Annotated in this window: 14 protein-coding genes; 2 read left to right on the forward strand and 12 right to left on the reverse strand. The window is 70.3% G+C overall.

All coding sequences use genetic code 11. From position 1 onward, the window contains the following. Position 1: 1 nt before the first annotated feature. From DMB66_RS32690 to DMB66_RS32745, 12 genes are all read right to left on the reverse strand, one after another. Complete coding sequence (locus DMB66_RS32690) at positions 2-934, reverse strand: CPBP family intramembrane glutamic endopeptidase (protein WP_158647454.1); 933 nt, start codon at positions 932-934, stop codon at positions 2-4. 103 nt (positions 935-1,037) lie between these two features. Beyond that, entirely contained in the window at positions 1,038-2,147 is a 1,110-nt protein-coding gene (locus tag DMB66_RS32695; RefSeq protein ID WP_125807978.1) for a hypothetical protein, read from the reverse strand. Between the two features lie 50 nt (positions 2,148-2,197). Continuing rightward, complete coding sequence (locus DMB66_RS32700) at positions 2,198-2,635, reverse strand: helix-turn-helix domain-containing protein (RefSeq protein WP_125807979.1); 438 nt, start codon at positions 2,633-2,635, stop codon at positions 2,198-2,200. Next, positions 2,632-3,468: a hypothetical protein gene (locus DMB66_RS32705; RefSeq protein WP_125807980.1), complete on the reverse strand. Its 837-nt coding sequence runs from the start codon at positions 3,466-3,468 to the stop codon at positions 2,632-2,634. The genes DMB66_RS32700 and DMB66_RS32705 overlap by 4 nt, the downstream gene beginning before the upstream one ends. Before the next feature lie 213 nt (positions 3,469-3,681). After that, on the reverse strand, positions 3,682-4,629 hold the full coding sequence (locus DMB66_RS32710) for a hypothetical protein (protein WP_125807981.1): 948 nt from the start codon (positions 4,627-4,629) through the stop codon (positions 3,682-3,684). Further along, positions 4,626-5,342, reverse strand: a complete 717-nt coding sequence (locus DMB66_RS32715) for a hypothetical protein (RefSeq protein ID WP_125807982.1) — start codon at positions 5,340-5,342, stop codon at positions 4,626-4,628. Before DMB66_RS32715 ends, DMB66_RS32710 begins: the two co-directional genes overlap by 4 nt. After that, on the reverse strand, positions 5,339-6,247 hold the full coding sequence (locus DMB66_RS32720) for a hypothetical protein (RefSeq protein WP_125807983.1): 909 nt from the start codon (positions 6,245-6,247) through the stop codon (positions 5,339-5,341). The genes DMB66_RS32715 and DMB66_RS32720 overlap by 4 nt, the downstream gene beginning before the upstream one ends. Next, entirely contained in the window at positions 6,244-7,092 is an 849-nt protein-coding gene (locus DMB66_RS32725) for an SAM-dependent methyltransferase (protein WP_125807984.1), read from the reverse strand. The genes DMB66_RS32720 and DMB66_RS32725 overlap by 4 nt, the downstream gene beginning before the upstream one ends. Positions 7,093-7,579: 487 nt before the next feature. Then, positions 7,580-8,833 (reverse strand): pyridoxal-dependent decarboxylase, encoded by a 1,254-nt coding sequence (locus tag DMB66_RS32730; protein WP_125807985.1) that lies wholly within the window; start codon positions 8,831-8,833, stop codon positions 7,580-7,582. Further along, positions 8,830-9,765, reverse strand: a complete 936-nt coding sequence (locus DMB66_RS32735) for a hypothetical protein (protein WP_125807986.1) — start codon at positions 9,763-9,765, stop codon at positions 8,830-8,832. The genes DMB66_RS32730 and DMB66_RS32735 overlap by 4 nt, the downstream gene beginning before the upstream one ends. Continuing rightward, positions 9,762-11,240 (reverse strand): APC family permease, encoded by a 1,479-nt coding sequence (locus DMB66_RS32740; protein WP_158647455.1) that lies wholly within the window; start codon positions 11,238-11,240, stop codon positions 9,762-9,764. Before DMB66_RS32740 ends, DMB66_RS32735 begins: the two co-directional genes overlap by 4 nt. Before the next feature lie 376 nt (positions 11,241-11,616). Further along, positions 11,617-12,594, reverse strand: a complete 978-nt coding sequence (locus DMB66_RS32745) for a GNAT family N-acetyltransferase (RefSeq protein WP_199752755.1) — start codon at positions 12,592-12,594, stop codon at positions 11,617-11,619. A 69-nt stretch (positions 12,595-12,663) separates the two neighbouring features. On the opposite strand from DMB66_RS32745, the gene DMB66_RS32750 reads away from it, so the two are divergent. Next, positions 12,664-13,977 carry a hypothetical protein gene (locus tag DMB66_RS32750; RefSeq protein WP_233625012.1) on the forward strand — a complete coding sequence of 438 codons (1,314 nt, stop codon included), beginning with the start codon at positions 12,664-12,666 and terminating at the stop codon, positions 13,975-13,977. After that, a complete protein-coding gene (locus DMB66_RS32755) occupies positions 13,931-14,422 on the forward strand; it encodes a GNAT family N-acetyltransferase (RefSeq protein ID WP_125807990.1) in 492 nt (163 codons plus the stop codon). Before DMB66_RS32750 ends, DMB66_RS32755 begins: the two co-directional genes overlap by 47 nt. Positions 14,423-14,468: the final 46 nt, after the last annotated feature.

Below are 14,468 nucleotides of genomic sequence, written 5' to 3' on the forward strand. Positions count from 1 at the left end.
GTCATCGCTGTGCCCGCGTCGGGTCGGGCACGGTGACGTCGACCCGGCGGTGACGGTTCGGGCCAGTCCCGGCTCGGCTGGCTTGGCGGCCGCGACGCCGGGCGATGAGCGTGACGGTGAGGACGTAGCCGGTGACGCCGGCCAGGTGCACGACGAGGGTCTGCCACGGCGCGCCGGACACGTTGGCTTGGGTGTCGAGGTCGACGTCGGTGAGGGCCAGCACGATGCAGGTAGGGATGGCAAGGGTGGTGTTCCAGGCGACGTGCAAGGCGATGCCGGCTTCGAGGCCGCCGGTGGACACGGCGAGCCAGCCGACGATGATGGCGTAGAGGGTCAGGTCGGCGTATCCCCAGACGGTGCCGTCGAGGCCGTGCAGCACGGCGAAGACGCCGGCTTGGCCGGTGATCGCGGGCCATGGGCTGCGGCTGAAGCCGCCGATCGCTTGGAGGAGCCAGCCGCGGGTGACGTACTCCTCCGCGGCGGACTGCACCACGGTGAGCGCGACGACGACGGGCAGGCAGACAGCCAGGGCGATCAGTGTGCCCGCTGTCACGGATATCACCGGGGTACTGGCGGCTGACGGTGCGGCCGAGTGGGTGGCGATGGTCAGCACGAGCGACCCGATGACGATCACCAGCGTGGCGGGTACGGCGATCAGCAGGCACAGGCCCAACCACCGCCACCGCAGACGGCCGGCGACCGAAGCCAGGGTCCCGGCCGGCCGGGCACCGATCCACCGAGTGATGGCCAGGACCAACGGCAGCGCCAGACAGATCTCCGCGAGGCTCAGGATGAGCGCGGCGAGGGGCGCGTCCAGCAGCTGCGGGCGGGTCGCCTCGACGATCAGCGTCGGTGCGGTGATGACAATGCCCGTACCGGTCAGCACGGCGATCGTGCCCACCACGGGCCGCCACCACCGGGTCGTCCGGCCCATCCGGTGAAACGGTGTCCCTGGCGGAGGCAGGCTCGCTTGCGTGGTGGTCTCGGATGCCAGTGGGGTGGTGCTGAGCACGGGAAGTAACCTCCAAAATGGGGGATCAGCGGGTAGTTGTCCGCACGAGCGGTTCATCGGTTGGCTTGCCGGGCTTGCTGCCCTGGCTCATCGTCTTGTCCTGGTCACCCAGGCCGATACCGGCGATGATCGCCGCGGTCAGGCCTTGGGCGGCCGTCTCAGCCCGTGCCGGGTCTTGCGGGGTCATGCTCACGTCCACGGATACCGTGACGTTGGCTCGGCGAGCGACCACCAGCACCTGATCGGCTGACGAGGTCATGAACGCGTCGTCTGCCGAGCTCATGACCGCGTCATCGCCCAGATCTCGTACCGGCTCAGCGAAGGTCTGCACGGTGCGGTCGGTGGTGTAGCCGCGGATCGCCATGTTTATCGCGCTGAACCCTGCGAAGGCGTCGTGTCGGCGGACCACTGCGGAGAGTCGAATGTAGGGCGCGTCCCGGGCGCGGTGCACCCACCCGCAGTACGAGGACTCGCCGAGCTCGTGCCGGTCTAGCTCGTTGCGGTCCCTGGTGCGGGTGTTCGCCGGCCAGACCCGGTCCAGCCCTGCGGCCTGCAGCGCCGGGCAGGCAGCTGTCACGTGGGAGGCGGTCGGTGTCCACGGCCAGATCACTTCGCGTTCGGCCGCCCGCACTCCGGCGGTGGCCAGCACCGAGGCGACGGCCACCGCGATGACCGCTGCCGGCCGCCGCCGGTCCTGAACGTCCGGTTCGACCACGGCGCCGTATCGGGCGGCCCAGTTTCGAAGCTCGGCCATCTCCCGCTCGAACGTCGGGTCCGGCAGCCACCCCGGTCCCCACGGCGCGTACAACGTCACAGCGGTACCGTCGGCCCGGGTGAGCAGGACCTGCCGGCCCTCGAGACGGCAGACGGCGCGGAGGCTGACAACGGCCGACCACGGTATATGTCCCGGAATGGGCAGGCCACTGTCGATTCCGTCCGGGGTGAGGACCACCACTGTGCCCCGACCCAGCGCGAGGGGCAGCACGAACAGCGCGGTGAGCGCAGCCACCATGATGGCGGCGATGCCGGCCAGCCACCGGTAGGCGGGATAGTCCACCGGCCCGGGCATGAGGATCAGAGGGCCGGCCAGGCATGCCAGCAGAGCGGACACGTCCACCGCCACAACGAGTTCCACCGCCCTCCGGGCTCGACGCCGACGGAACACCAACGCCTCGCGATCGGCGGTCATGGCACCACCCGTTTCGTCATGCCGCCGCGGAACACCGGCACGTCCGGTGGGCCGGCCACGCCCGGTCGTCCGCCACCGGCTGCGCCGACCGGCGCAGCGGGTTGCGGCGCTAGCTCGTCCACGGCGGTCCGACCGGCTTCGGTGAGCCGGTAGTAACGCCGTGGCGGGCCGCCGGGCCGCCGCGGTTGCCCCGGAAGGCCGTCCTGATGCGCTGGATGCGTCCAGGACTCGGCCCACCCGGCGTCGACGAGGTGCGTGAGGATGGGATGCACGGTGCCTTGGCCCAATCCGGTGGCCTCGCAGATCTGGTTGCTGTAGGCGGGGTCCTGCTCGACTGCCCGGTCCAGGACGGCGATGACCGCCCACGCGTGGGACGTGAGCCACCGCGGCGGGGGCGTCACGGCCGGCGTGGGGCTGGTGTTCGGATCCGTCATCGCTGTGTCACCGTGCTGGCGTGGTCGGCGAGCGGCGGCCGGGCGGCGGATCCGACGACGGGTGCGGACGCCGCGTGGCGGATGATGGCGAGTTGCTCCAAGAGTTCCCAGCCGTGGAGTCCCTCGAGCGCTGGTGCGAGACACTGCAGATATGCGGCTCCGCCGCGCTGGCGTGTTCGCTCGTCGACGGCGTGCATCCTCAGCGCCAGAGCCAGCAACCGGGATCCGACGTTGAACGGTGAACGGTGGTCACCGACAGCGTGACGCAGCTCGGCGATGGCGAGACCGGCTTCGGTCGACGAGTCGTCGCGCCGACCGGCTGCGGCGAGACACTGCGCATACCCGGTGCGGGCCAGACAGACGGCGTAAGAGACTGCGGGATCAGGCGGCGGCGCGTTCTCGGCCTCGGCGGCGGCGCAGTAGCCGTCGATCAGCGCCCGGTAGGTGTCGAGTGCGGCTGCGTCGCCCAGATCGGCCAAGGCCTCGGCGTACGCGCATCCGGCGTTCATCGTGTCGGGGTGGGTATAGCCGTGCAGATGCCGGGAGGTGTCGTAGGCGTACCGCATCGTGGGCAGGTCGGCCTCCGCGATGGCGGTCAGCAGGGTGGCTGCCGCGGCGAGCTCGACGTTGGGCGGGGTGTTCGCGTCGACGTCGGGTGTGCAGGTGCGCAGCAACCGTGCCGCCTTGACGTAGGCGTGGGTGTCGACCATTGCCCGGGCGAGGGGAAGCATCGCGGCGAGCGGGGTGATGGTTGCCGACTGGGGTACCCGGCGCGTCCTGCACGGTGCCCTGGTCGGTGGGTGCTGGCGGTCGTGGCTGTACGGCTGGCTCATCTGCGGGTATCTCCGTGGAGTGATTCGGTGGGCTGGCTCGACGTGCCGGAGCTGGAGACGGTCGGGGAGCCCGCGCCCGGTGCGGCGATGCCCGGGTGCGGGTCAGGCCACCGCGTGTTGCGGGTCGGCCGGGGGTGTGCGGAGGAAACGCCGGGCGTGCCTTGCCAACGTGACAAGCCCTGGCGTCACCGGATGTCCTCGGGTGGACGGTTGTCAGCGTGAGGCTGAGCCGGGCCGGCGCGTACTCAATGCAGGGCCGGGCGGCGACCGCCAGTGCGGGTGGCCCGGACCGGCCCGGCCCGGCGGCTGGCTCGGGGCGCCTGCCTCGGGCGTGGGCCTGGACCGGGTGGGGCGGGCACCGCCCGGCGGCCATAGCGGTGCCCGCGTCGGGGGATCGTCGGTGAACAGGTCGAGGAACATCCGCTGCACCTGCCCGTAGCTGTGCCGCCGTGGCCGGCCGGTCGGGGCGGGGGTCCAGGTGCAGATGTTGCGGTGGTCAACGATCGTGAGGGGATCGCCGAGCAGTCCTTTCGCCAAAGCGGCGACCACCGGCCGTAGCCGATCACCGTCGGGTATCCGGCGCCGGTCGTCGAGCAACGCACGGGCCTCATCGATACGGCCGCACACGTCGAGGACCCTCACGGTCGACAGCAGGAAGATACCGCCGATCGCGGACCGGCCGCGGTCGCGGCCGGTCCACTCGTGCAGGGCGGCGTGCGCCTCCCGTAGCGCAGGCTCGCAGAGGCCCCGGTCGTGCAGGGCTCGTACCAGCGCGAACCGGGATGCGGTCAACCCTGTCGGCCCGGCGACGGTGTTGCGTTCTTCCTGCCAGGCGGGTGCGTCACCGCGCCCGCGGTCCTGCATGAGCCGGGCCAGGACGGTAACGGCGGTCCGCCGCCGCGTGTCGTCCGGATCGCACAGCTCGCGGGTGGCACGCACCGCGTAGACGGCCCAGGCCAGCGCCAACGGATCGGTGGGCTGGCGGGTCAGAGACGCCAGCACGATGCCGGCCAGGCCCAGGTCGGCGGGCGCGGTGTATGGGTGTCGTAACAGCGACACCACGGCCCCGCACCACCGGTGCCCTGCCGCGGCCGCCAGTGCACCGGTCGGGTTCACCGCGGCGGCGCCGGTCACCGGCAACGGCGGCTGAGACATGTTCATGGCTGCCTCGGCCCTGGGTCGGCGGCATAGCCGGCAGGGCGGTTGGCGGGCCAGGCCCGAACGCGGTAGGCCAGCTCATCGGTGGCAGGGGCATCGAGATGCGGTTGTAGGACGCCGCCGCGTAGCGGCGGTGGCGTCCCTGCCGGCCGTTGGTGCGGTCCGGATCCCTGTAGACCGTCGGCCATCGCCACGCCGGCCGCGGCCAGCACCGCGCCGATCGGCGTGTCGGCGGAGGTGGCCCGTATCAGCGCGAGTTCGCGGTGGCCCTCTTCGCCGTCCTCGTGGTGGTAGACGGCCACGGCGTGCAGGGCTCGGGCGAGTGCGTGCCGGTCAGGGTCGGGCTCGTCGAGGTCCGCGACCAAGGTGAGTGCGTCGGTGGCCGCGGCGACCGCTCGGTCATCGCCGGCGCACACCACGATGTCGGTGTGGATGATCAGAGCAGTGGTCAGCCGCTGCCAGTCAGGTGGCTCCAGGTCGGCCGCTGTGCGCGCCGCCTCCACGCTGGCGTCGAATGCGTCGACGAGGGCATGGTTGCGGTGCAGGGCCTCGGCCACGAGGACTTGCAGGTCGGCGGCGATCGGACCAGCGGGCCGGTGGGAGCTGTCGAGGAACTCGCGCAGCTGTCCGGCGGCCCATCCCGGGCTGCGGAGCACCAGATTGCGCCACAGGGCCACGAGCCTGTCCGGCGTGCCGGGGTGCGGGTCGGTGCTCACCGGGCACCCCCAAGATGCTGGGAGACCCACATTGCGCTGGCGGTGGCGCGGAGCCCGCGGCACGGGATCAGGTGAACCTGGGTGTGGCAGTACGGCGGTAGCCAGGCTGATCCGTGCACGTCGGGCACCGTGTTGAAGTCGTCGTGGATTTCGGTGTAGAGGGTGTGCCGGTCGCGGTCGGCGATGATCTGCTGGCGGCGCAGGAGGTGCTGGGTGATGCTGCGGGCGCCGTGTCCGGGCCAGGCGGCGAGGCAGGCCAGGTGCTGGTGCGGTTCGCCGGCGGGCACACCGAGCATGCTCAGCCGGTGGAGCGGGTCGTCGTCGCCGCTGCCACGGGCCAGCGCGGGTATGGCCGACGGTGTGAGGTCGTGCCCGTGCGCCGGGTGGCCGATCCAGCAGGAGACACCGGTGACGGTGCCGTCGGTGGTGATCAGGTCGACGCGGCCGCGGGCCAGGGTGGTAGTGACGATGTCACAGAACCCCGGCACGCTCATGGCGGTGGCGCTGCCCGGCAGCCGACCCTGAGGGCCACGGGCAAGGCACACTCTGCTGAGCAAGGCCGCCCCAGCTGGCACATCGGTGCTGTCGGCGATCCGCGCGACGAGGACCGGTGGCCGGGTCACCGCGACCACCGCCGGGCTCGGGCTGGGCTGGGCGACACGACGGCGCCCTTCTCCCGGAGCGGCGATCTCGGCGACGGCGCCGTACCCGGAGACCTGTTCCGGCTGGGGGTGGGGTGCGCCACGTTCGAGCTGCCGGTGGTTGACGATCGTGGTGCCGGGGTCGACGAGCACGAAGTCGGCGAAGACCCTGCAGAATCCCTGAGGGATGCGGCCGAGGTCATGCGGGCCGAGGCCCTCGCGTACGTGGCCGGTCCGGCGCCGGTCGACGGTGATGGTCATCATGGCGACACCCCGGTCGCGGACGGTTGCCCACCGTCGGCTTCGTCAGGCTTGCGGGCGGCGCCGGCCCAGTAGTACGCGGCGTTCGGGTCCTCCGGCGGCTCGTCGGGGCGCCAGGCCAACACAGGAACCAAGCCAGGCCCGATCAGCTCCCAGTCGCCGAACATCCGGGCGACCTGCTCGTGCGTGCGGGGAACGAAGGTGATCCCGACCTTGGCGGTCGTGGCGACCACCGCGGCCATCGCGTCGGGGTTGGGGTCGGCGGTGGGGTGGCTGATGGCCAGGTGACTGCCCGGTGGTGCCCAGTCCCGCAGTCTCGCCATGAGTCCCCACGGGTCGTCGGCGTCGGCCAGCAGCATGAGCACCGAGGCGCACATGATCCCGACCGGCTTAGACGGGTCGATGGTGGCGGCCAACTCCGGACTGGTCAGGACGCGGGAGATGTCGCGGACATCGGCGTCGAGGTATTCGCAGTGGCCCTGCGGCGTGCTGGGCAGTAGCGCACGGGCATGGGTGAGGACGATCGGGTCGTTGTCGAGGTACAGCACCCGGCATGCGGGGGCGATTTTTTGGGCTGCCTGGTGCAGGTTCGGTGCCGTGGGGATGCCGGTGCCGATGTCCAGGAACTGGCGGATCCCCGCCTCGCGGACCAGGTATCGGATGGTGCGCAGCATCCAGGACCGGTTCGCCCGGACCATCATCGCGACGGTCGGCACGGCTTTGATGATCTGCTCGCCGACGGCCCGGTCGGGGGCGAAGTTGTCCTTGCCGCCGAGCCAGTAGTCGTAGATCCGGGCCGGGTGCGGGACGCCGGTATCCAACGCGGCCGATCTTGTTACCGGGGTCATGTCCGGCACCAGCCTGCCCGGACGGGTGCGGTGTCGCGTCGGTGTCGCACAGCGACCACGGTGGGCGCCGCCGCGCGGAGGCGATCCGCGGACGCGGTCGGTTTGCTTTCGAACGCCCGGTTCGTCTGCACGGTGCCCTCCATCGCATAACCCTCTGTATGGCGGGGGTGCGCCGCCGCGGTACGGGGGAACTGACACAGCGGCACACCCCCTTCGTGCCGCCCCGACCGCAGACACTTCGGGTCTGTCGCGGAGATCGGGCGGCGGCTCGCCCCACGGGTGAGACCCCGGTGGGAGCAGTGCACGCCGGTGTCCGGATGCGGGCCGGTGAACAAAGGCATCCAACCGGGCTGCCGGGCCAGCTGGACCGCCGGCCACTCGGTGACTGCGTCGCCCGTCCACACCGGTATCAGGTGCCCGGTCAAGGCACCCGGGAACAGGTCAACCTGGGCGTTGAGCTGCTCGGTGACCCACGCGGATGGAGCATTCATGCGGTCACCTCCGCGGCGATCAGCCCGACCGGCGGCCGGTGCCGCGGCCGCGGCACCGGGATGACACGGGCACCGTTCGCAGCTGCCTTGAGGTCGTGGATCAGCTCGTCGATCGCGGCCGGGTCGGTGTTGGGCTTGCAGACGATGCGCACCCGGCGGCCATCCGGGCCTAGGACCCATTTGTCGAGGACCGTCTGCGGCGGCTGGTCAAAGACCACGGTGAAACCGTGTGGGCCGCGCTCGGCGGGCCACCCGGCGCAGCGCAGCTTCTCGACGATGTCGGCCGCGATCTCCCGGGACTTCTCCGCGCGCAGACGGTGCCCGGCGGTGCCCCGGCTGGCCAGCGACGAGAACAGCAGCAACGGGGTGTGCCCTGACCGTGACCCGCTGATGGTCGTGTCCCGGGTCCCGGTGTACGGCACGGCCGGGGTCCGGGCGGCGTTCGGCGGCTGGGCATAGATCAGGGCCGCGCACGGGGTCAACGTGCTCAGGAACTTATGACCGGATGTGACGATGCTGGTGGCCCCGGCGCGGAAGTCGACCGCGGGCCGGTCGTGGTCGGCCAGCAGCGCGAGTGGTAGTGCGGACAGGGCCGCGTCGACGTGGATCCGCCGGCGACTGATGGCGAGGCTGTCGCAGACATTCGCGATGTCGGCGACGTCGTCATACGCCTCGGTGAGGGTGGTGCCGACGGTCGCGACCACGACCGCGGGCCGGTGCCGGAACCGGCCGAGCTGGGCGCGCAGGTCACCGATGTCCATCCGGCCGGTCTCGTCGGTGCAGATCTGCACCAGGGTGAGCCGGTGCCGGTTGACGGCCTTGCCGACGGAGTAGTGCGCGGCGCAGGACGCGAACACCACCGGCGTTTCATCGGGGAACGCGAGCCGGGCATCGTGCAGGGCGTGGTCGGTGCCTTCGCTGGTCCCGCCGGTGACATACCCCCAACGGCTAGCAGGGGCATGGAACAAGTCGGCGAGGTAGTTCACCACCTCCTGCTCGTGGTCTTTGGTGTGGTCGTGACCGTGACCGCCGTCGTAGGGGTCGCCGATGTTGTTCAGCAGTTGGCCGGTGAGCAACGGCGCGAGTTCCGCGTGGCTGATGTCGTCGAAGCCGGGATAGGCCAGGTTGTAGTACCGGGTCCAGGTGTAGTAAGCGTTGAGGTCGGCGTAGTGCTGAGCCAGCGCGGCGGCGGAGGTGACAGTGTTCGCGTCGTGGAGGCTGAACGGCGGTCGAGGCCGTAGCGGGATCATGACGGCCGCCACCCGGCGGCGTGTGCGGCCTCCCGCCAGACCGTGCCGTACGCGGGCCGCCCGGCCGGCCGCGCGAAGTGATACGCCGAGCGTAGGGCGGTGTCGAGGCCGAGCATGCGACGCAAAGCAACCTCGTGCCAGGGATCGCCGGACAGCTGATCCGCAGTGGCGCGGCCGTAGGGGAACGGGCTGTTGAAGCCGTTGCCGGACAGCCCGTGGGTGCTGTGCACGGTCTTGGTGCCGTACTCGTCCAGGCCGCGGCGGTCACCGACGACCAAGGCGAGGTGCGGCCTGTACGTTTCCGGCACGACGTTGACGACCAGCCGGATCACGCCGGGCACGTACGCCCCGTCACGGGCGGTATCGCAGACCTGGGCGAAGGAGCCGGTCCTCGTATTGAGGCTGGACACGGCCAGCCCGACCCAGACCGCGTCGGCATGCAGTCCGGGGTCCATGCTGTCCGTCAACTGCTCACGCAGGGTCCAGCCGTCGACCTGCCGGTTGTCGTTGACATGCTGCTCCAGGCGGAACAGCAACTGTCCGAGGTCGGCGTTCTCCGGCCCGGCGGTCCAGATCCGGGTGGCCACCCTCACCTGCCAAGCCCCGGTCCATTCGTCGCCGGACACGGTCCGCCAGTCACTGCCCGAGAGCTGACGCTCCGGCGGCGGCGCGACGAAGTCCGGGTTCGGTTGGGCGAACAACAACGCCAGCACGTGCGCTGCGATCGGGTCGCGGCGGCGCCGGGTCCATGCCGTCTGCGCGTGCCCGACGTTCAGCGACTGCATCCGGGTGACCCCGGTACGCAGCAGGTCGAACTGGTAGCCCAAAACGCGGGAGCGCTCCGTCAGATCCGCAATCTCGGACAGGTCCGGACGGCGCGGTACGGCCTGCTGCTGCGGGTGTAGAAATCCTCGGTCGGCCATCGCGGTCACAGCTGCAACCCGCGATGACGGGCGTCCCGGACCATGACCGGATCCGGGGTGCCCCGGCCCAACTGGTCGTAGTCGGCCGGCCGTCGGCGTTTCATCCGCCGTCCGACCACGCCTGCGGTACCCAGCACGGCACCCACCAGCAGGCCCCCGACCAACCATGCCCGTCCTGAGCCGGGCGGCAGGCCGAGCAGCGTGTTCAGGGTCGACAACATGAACACCAGTGCGAGGATGCCGATGACGCCGCCGCTGAACGGCAGGAACTGCCGCACCACCCACGGCTCGCCGCCGCCTTCACCCCTGGCGAAAAAGTTCACCGCCGCGAACGACGACATGGTGAGCAAGACCAGCACACAGACCGCGCCGATCGTGGACAACCAGACGAACATGGTCTCCATCGGGGCCGCGCCGCCGATCACGAACATGGCCAGGACGACGGCGGAGATCGCCGCCTGGGTGAACGATCCCGCCTTCGGCGCTCCACCGTTGCGGCCTGGGGTGACCGTCGCGAATACCTTGGGTATGACGCGCTCCCGGCCCAGCGCGAAGGTGTAGCGGGCGCTGTAGCCGTGGAACGCCAACATCGCGGCGGTCACGCTGGTGAGCACCAGGAAGTTTCCGAACAAGCCGAACCCCGGCCCCCACACCGCGGCGAGGATTGCCATCGGTGCCTTCGCCGGATCCTGCTCGGCGGTCGCCAAACCAGCGGCCCCGACCACGGTCCTGTACGCCCACCCGCTGAGCGCGTACAGGATGCCCAGCAGCACGTACCCGACCAACGAGGCGACCACGACGTCACGCCACGTGCGGGCCTCCTCTCCATGGGCAGGTAGCCCTTCAGCGCCGGCGTTCGCCGCCCCGGCGAACACCATGACTCCGGCGCCGCCGCCGGCGACCAACAGACTCGACGGCGCGAACCCGTCCAGGCTGATCGTGGTGCCCTCGGCGGGGTTGACGAACGCTGCGATGTCGAAGGCCAACACGATCGCGACCTCGCAGGCCAGCAGCACACCCAGCAACTTGGCGTTCGCCGCGCCCGGATACTGCCCGAGGAACAACACAATGGCCCACGCCGGCAGCGCCCAGATCCACCATGTATCGGCGGTCACGCCGACCAGGCTGGCCACGCTCGTACCGAACAGCGGGAACAGCGAGATTCCCAGACTGTTGTAGCCGACCTGCGCGATACCCGCGCCGACCAGACCCCACGAAGGTCCGAACCCCAGCGCCAGCTGCGCGTAGAACGGTGCACCGTGCTGGACATGCCGCGACACTGCGAGGGAGCCGACCGACAGCCACGCCAGTACCACCGTCACGATCAGGAACGACAGCGGCACACCGAGGACCCCGGTCCGGGCATACGTCGTCGGGATGCCACCGTTGAGGACCGTCTGCGGTGAACTCGCGATCATCGCCACCGCGATCAGCGATCCTGCCCCCATCGTTCGACGGGCCAACGTCACCTGGGAGACGCTCATCCCGCGAACCCGCCAGGCGAACCCAAGCCAAGCTGACGGTCCCGGTCCGCGTTCGCGCTGGCCGAGGTGGGCGGGTCCGGCACTCGATCGAGGCCGCGGCGACATGGCGGGTGTTGCTGGTGCACGTCATCCGCGTGTGGCGCGTCTCGGTCGTAGGTGCCGATGCCCAACATCACGCGAAAGACCTTTCGAAACGAGGGATGAAGATCGAGGGACGAAGCAGGAACAGAGCGATGCGTGAAGGGCGGGCGGGGCGTGCCGGCGTCGTCCTTCGCAGACACGCCCCGCCCGGGTACCGGCCCACGCAGAGGCCAGGTACGTGGTACCTCACCCGCCATGCCGCCATAGGGGACGGCAGGCACGACGAGCGAGGAGCTCAAAGGGGATCAGCTGGTACCGGTGGGCGCCGCATCACCCATACCGGTACCCCACCGGGCAGCATCTGTGGCGGGCCGACGGCGTTGTACCGATGCCGCTCGAACAGTGGTCGGCTGCGATGCTCGGCGAGCAGGAACGCCGGGATCCTGCACAGGTGCAGCAACGCGTGGTGGCTGACCAGCAGATAACCTCCGATGCCCTGGCCCTGCCGATCCGGGCGCACCCCCAGATAGGCCAGGCAGTGCGACTCCACCTCAGCCGGCCTGGAACGTTCCGTCATCTGCTCCAACACAGCCTGCCGACGCCGTATCGCGAGGATGGCCGGGCCGGGCAGGCTCGCGGTGGATCCGGCGCTACTCGGCCGCCGGGCGGTCCGGGGGTATCGGGACCACAGAGCGGCACCGACGATCTCACCGTCGTCGTCCTCCGCCACCCGGACGATCCCGGAGGCGATCGTTTCGGCGACCAGGCCCCCGATGTGGCCTACCGCGGACAGCCGCCTGGTCTTCGGGTCGGGATCCAGCCACCGCCCCACCGCGCTGCCGGCGAACGGAGCACTCAACATCTGGGTCACCATGAACGCATCCCGCGCGAGTGCATCCCGGATCGTCAGCACCGCTGCCGGTGAGGTCACCACGGTTGTCCTTCCTGATGTACCGGATCCGGCCTGACAGGCCAGAACGAACTGAACGCGCCGGACCGGCAACGACATGCATGTCGTTCGAAGGTGATCGATCGAGTACTGAGCGTCGTGTCGCTGGGGCTGGTCGGTAATCTGCGGGGGGCGCACACAAACCGCGCCATGTTGCGCACCGCCAGGAGCGAATCGGCAGAAACGTGATTTGCTCAGCGAGTGAGCCTCACCGACATGTCGCCCCGTGTTCCGCATGCCGCCCGGTGCGCGAAACGGTTGCGCGAGCAGGCACCGCAGCAGGGCTGGACGGTCCGCGAGCTGGCCGAGGCGATCGCCGGGCATTGCGGTTACCACCGGCTGCGCGCGTGCCGGCTGGCCCGTGGCTGGTCGCTGACGCACCTGATTAGTCAGATGGTCGCCGTCGCCGTCGCCGGCGTCGGGCAGCGGCTGGTCGCGTCCCGGGTGTCGCGGTGGGAACGCGCCCAGGAACGCCCGTCGGACGCGTACCTGGACGCGCTGTGCCAGGTGTACAACACCGGTCCGGTCGATCTCGGCTTCGGTGCCGATTACGGCGACAACCGTGCGGCCGGCAACCCGAGCAGCCACGACCCCGCCGCCGCGACAACAGACGGGCACGGCGAGCCCTGGCTGCGGCACGACCCGGCCATTGGCCGCAGTGGCATCGTTTCCGGCCTGGGGGCGGCGGCGCGACGCGCTGACCTGGTACGGCGGCGTATGGACGAAGCTCTGTCGGCGTCCACGCTGTCGGACAGCCCCGTCGCCTACAAGGAGTCCGTGGCCGCGCAGTACGGCCGCACCTACAAAACCCAGCCGGCGAGCGTGTTCCTGGACAACATCCTCGAAGACCTTGAGGACGTGCAGGTCCTCACCGACCGTAAACTGCCCGCCGGGCAACGCCGCGACCTGTGCGCGGTCACCGCCCGCCTTGCCAGGCTTGTCTCGATGGCCATGGTCAACCTCGGCCACTACCGCCAAGCCCGCGACTGGGTCCACACCGCCCGGCTCGCCGCCGACGAGGCATGCGATCCTGCCCTGCGCGCCTGGGTCGCCACCCGTGGCGCCGTCGCCTGCCTCAACCTCGGCGACCCACAGGCCGCGGTCACCGCCGCCCGGGACGCCGAACTGCTCACCCGCCACCACCCGCAGCCGATCACCGCGATGGTCTGGGCCATCCTCGCCCGTGCCGCCGCCTGCATGGCCCAACCCGACGCAGCCCGCCATGCCCTGCGCCGCGCCGAAAGCCTGTTCGGCACAGTCGACAACGTCACCGAGAATAGCGCGTACGCGTTCACAGCTGGCCAGCTGCACTTCTACCGCTCGCACGCGCTCACCACGCTCGGCGAAAGCCGCGCAGCCTGGCAAGCTCAGGACGACGCCATCGCCGCCTTCGGCCCCGGCGAACGCCTCGACCCGACCCCTGGTCCGGCTCGACCGAGCCCTGTGCATAGTCCACGACGGCGACATCACCCAAGGCGCCGACTACGCCAGCACCGTCCTGCAACAACTGCCCGCCGCCTACCGTCCGGTCATCGTGCTGCGCCGCGCCCAATCGATCGCCGACGCCATCCCCACCGCATGCCGCAACACACCGATGGTCAGGGCCCTGCACGAAGTCCTCGCCATCAGCGCCGGCCTTACCCACTGACCGGCCGAGACCATGACGACCACATCGGTACTGGCCATCCGCGTCTACCGCGACGATGACCACGACCAGGTCGTCATACTCAACGCCTACGGACTCGCCGCCGCCGGCGTAGCGGTCGACGTCGACGCCGGCGACCTCGACACCATCACCACGACCTACCTCACCGGCAGAGCCACGATGCTCGTCGGCGAGATCGACGGCAACGTCGTTGCGATGGGCGCCTTGAGATACGTCGATGACCTGACCTGCGAGATCACCCGGATGCGCGTCGACCCGAGCGTCCAAGGCCGCGGCTACGGAAAACAGATCCTGACCACACTCGAAGAACACGCCCAACGGCTCGGCTACCACCACGCCGTCCTGTTCACCCGGCCAGACCAGCACCCCGCCATCGACCTCTACCAGGCCAGCGGCTACACCATCACCGCCATCGAAAATCACGGCGACGTCGCTGGGGTACGCGTGCGAAAGCAGTTCGACGTGGATCATGGTGTTCTCTCCTGAACTGTTGGAACCTGATCCGTTGGGGCTAACGGAATCGGACGTGACC

Source organism: Actinoplanes sp. ATCC 53533 (assembly GCF_003947245.1).

Excerpts from the sequence above, each read along its gene's own strand:
- DMB66_RS32755 (WP_125807990.1), top strand. The coding sequence starts at position 13,931 with ATGACGACCACATCGGTACTGGCCATCCGCGTCTACCGCGACGATGAC.
- DMB66_RS32750 (WP_233625012.1), top strand. The coding sequence starts at position 12,664 with ATGGTCGCCGTCGCCGTCGCCGGCGTCGGGCAGCGGCTGGTCGCGTCC.
- DMB66_RS32745 (WP_199752755.1), bottom strand. The coding sequence starts at position 12,594 with ATGCCCGGCGATCGCCTCGGCCAGCTCGCGGACCGTCCAGCCCTGCTG.
- DMB66_RS32720 (WP_125807983.1), bottom strand. The coding sequence starts at position 6,247 with ATGATGACCATCACCGTCGACCGGCGCCGGACCGGCCACGTACGCGAG.
- DMB66_RS32710 (WP_125807981.1), bottom strand. The coding sequence starts at position 4,629 with ATGAACATGTCTCAGCCGCCGTTGCCGGTGACCGGCGCCGCCGCGGTG.
- DMB66_RS32700 (WP_125807979.1), bottom strand. The coding sequence starts at position 2,635 with ATGACGGATCCGAACACCAGCCCCACGCCGGCCGTGACGCCCCCGCCG.
- DMB66_RS32725 (WP_125807984.1), bottom strand. The coding sequence starts at position 7,092 with ATGACCCCGGTAACAAGATCGGCCGCGTTGGATACCGGCGTCCCGCAC.
- DMB66_RS32690 (WP_158647454.1), bottom strand. The coding sequence starts at position 934 with ATGGGCCGGACGACCCGGTGGTGGCGGCCCGTGGTGGGCACGATCGCC.
- DMB66_RS32730 (WP_125807985.1), bottom strand. The coding sequence starts at position 8,833 with ATGATCCCGCTACGGCCTCGACCGCCGTTCAGCCTCCACGACGCGAAC.
- DMB66_RS32740 (WP_158647455.1), bottom strand. The coding sequence starts at position 11,240 with ATGAGCGTCTCCCAGGTGACGTTGGCCCGTCGAACGATGGGGGCAGGA.
- DMB66_RS32705 (WP_125807980.1), bottom strand. The coding sequence starts at position 3,468 with ATGAGCCAGCCGTACAGCCACGACCGCCAGCACCCACCGACCAGGGCA.